General features: G+C 66.5%; 2 protein-coding genes. Both read left to right on the top strand.

Annotated features, from left to right (window positions below; translation table 11 throughout):
* Window positions 1–63: 63 nt before the first annotated feature.
* On the top strand, window positions 64–513 hold the full coding sequence (locus HUA76_RS46685; RefSeq protein WP_174464419.1) for a DUF5372 family protein: 450 nt from the start codon (window positions 64–66) through the stop codon (window positions 511–513).
* Window positions 510–2,600 carry a recombinase family protein gene (locus tag HUA76_RS44690; RefSeq protein WP_174464418.1) on the top strand — a complete coding sequence of 697 codons (2,091 nt, stop codon included), beginning with the start codon at window positions 510–512 and terminating at the stop codon, window positions 2,598–2,600. Before HUA76_RS46685 ends, HUA76_RS44690 begins: the two co-directional genes overlap by 4 nt.
* Window positions 2,601–2,639: the final 39 nt, after the last annotated feature.

Below are 2,639 nucleotides of genomic sequence, written 5' to 3'. Positions count from 1 at the left end.
CTGGGAAAGGTAGCGCGCAATGCGGTCGACACTGCAAGCGATTTGGAAGAAGTCACCATCACCATGGCGGTCCATCCCTTCCGCGGCAGACGGTTTCCAGTCCTGCGTGCCGACCGCGACGTGCAGGGCGCCCAGGGAAGCGGCTATCTGGTGCTGGGCCTGCCAGAGGGCGGGGTCTTGCGGCTTCCCACTGCGTGGACAGACAGGGCGGAACCAGGCTCCCTCTCGAGCATGAGGCCCACCAGGTGCCAGGTGAGCGTGGAGGAGCTACGCCAACTGGCGGCACTGGTGGAAGCCAAGCAGGGAGGTAGCCCATGCGCGCACGCGGCAGGGAGTGCACACACCTGCCATGGGAAGATGGCGGAGCAGTCGCGGCCAGAAGGACCGAAGTCGGCCGAGTCCACGCCTACGGACGCTCCTCACCCCAGAGGCACAGCGCGACGTTGTACGCCTCCTGGCAACGGTCGCTCTGCGTCGGCTGGGGGAGGACGCTCGAGAGGGGGCCGTACATGAGGGTAGCCGTCCTCGACACCCACCTGCGGCGACGGGCGGTGGTGTACCTGCGCCAGTCCACACTCAAGCAGGTGATGGAGCACACCGAGTCGACGCGCCGGCAATATCTCCTGCGAGAGCGGGCCCAGGCACTCGGCTGGCGGCCCGACGCCATTGAGGTGGTGGATGAAGACCTGGGGCGCAGTGGCGCCTCCGCACAGGGACGCTCCGGCTTCCAGCGTGTCAGCGAGGAAGTGGCACGCGGCGAGGTGGGTGCCCTCTTCGCACTCGACGTCTCTCGACTGGCCCGCTCCTCGGCTGACTGGCATCGCCTGCTGGACCTGTGCGGGCTGGCAGATGTCCTCATCGCTGATGAGCAGGCCCTCTATCATCCGGGCGACTACAACGACAGGCTGCTCCTGGGCATCAAGGGGACCATGTCCGAGGCCGAGCTGTCGTGGATGCAGCTGCGGCTGCGCGGGGCACGCGCAAGCAAGGCTCGGCGCGGTGAGTTTCGCCTGCCTCCGCCCGTTGGCTACTGGTGGGACAAGGCGCTCAGCCGCCTGCGGCTCGACCCAGACGAAGAGGTTGGGCGAGCTGTGCATCTCGTCTTTGAGCGCTTCCCAATAGAGCGCTCCGCCTATGGTGTGGCCCGCTACTTCATCGAGCATGACCTTCAGTTGCCCGCCCGCGATGCCAAGACTCACCAATTGCGCTGGTCACCTCCGCGGCCGAGTCGCCTGCTGCAAATGCTCACGAATCCGACATACGCGGGCGCGTACGTGTACGGCCGGCGCGAGCACACGGTGAAGCTTGCGGAAGGACAGGTGGTGCGCCGTTGCCGGCGCTTGCCGGCTGACTCCTGGAAGGTGGTGCACCGTGAAAGGCATCCTGCGTACTTGACGTGGGAGGAATACGTGAAGAACCAGCAGATATTGCATGACAACCGCCCGTCACGGGACGCGCCCGAGCGACACGGCGCTGCCAGAAAGGGGGAGGCCCTCCTGCAAGGCCTCGTCCTATGTGGCAAGTGTGGACACCGGATGCATTCGGCATACTCAGGCCGAAGCCCGCGAGCGCGTTACATCTGCGCCAGTCCCGTCCAGGCCGGCAAGAGCATGCACCTTTGCTGGTCGGTGGGAGCGTCAGCCATTGACCGAGCAGTTGGCGAGCGCGTCCTGGCCGCCGTGCAGCCAGAAGGCATTGAACTCGGCCTGACGGTGGTGCGCGAGGCGCAGCGTCAGACAGACGAGGTGGCGCACCAGTGGAGGCTGCGTCTGGAGCGTGCACGGTACGAGGTAACGTTGGCGGAGCGGCGCTACAAGGCCGTCGACCCGGACAACCGCACGGTGGCGCGCACGCTGGAGCGCGAGTGGGAGGAGAAGCTGGAGGAGCTTCAGGACGCCGAGCGCCGCTACACGGAGGCCCGGGAAAAGAAGCAGGTGGCGCTCACGGCGAGGGAGCAGGAACGCATTGCTGCGCTCGCCCAGGACCTGCCCCGACTCTGGGCCAGTCCCTCCACCACCATGGCCGAGCGCAAGAACATTACCCGCACCGTCATCCAAGAGCTCTGCCTCACTCCGGTGGAAGGGCCCTCGCGGGGCACCCGCGTGGCGATACTCTGGCGCACGGGTGCCACGACGGGAGCCTGGGTGGAGCGGCAGCTACCAGGACGGCGGACCTCGACGGAGGCCGGGCGCTTCATTGAGCAGCATGTGAAACTGGGGATGCCCGCGCCTGAAATCGCGATGCGGCTCAACAAAGGCGGCCTGATGACCGCGACAGGTGCGCTCTGGACGAACTTGACGGTGCATGCCTACTGCCGTGCCCGACAGTTGCGCTGGCCACACCGGATGCCCTCCTCAGTGCGCAAGGCCGACCGCCGAGAGGACGGGCTGTACTCGCTGCGTGGTGTCGCCAAGCAATTCGGTGTCACCGAGAACGCCGTCCATTATTGGGTCCAGCAGGGATGGCTGCGACGCACGGAGGGTGAGCGACGTGGCCGGTGCGGATGGTATCGGCTCGACGCAGAGACTCGGCACCACCTGCAGCGCGTCCGCGACGCACACACACGGACGCGTAGCCTGAGGAAACTACAGTCGCACTGAGAGAAGGGACGCATCATGCCGGCTCGTTTGGGACGCGGG

Origin of the sequence: Myxococcus sp. CA056, assembly GCF_013336715.1 — a bacterium.
GTDB lineage: Bacteria > Myxococcota > Myxococcia > Myxococcales > Myxococcaceae > Myxococcus > Myxococcus llanfairpwllgwyngyllgogerychwyrndrobwllllantysiliogogogochensis.
This window is presented reverse-complemented; position numbering and strand designations above follow the sequence as displayed.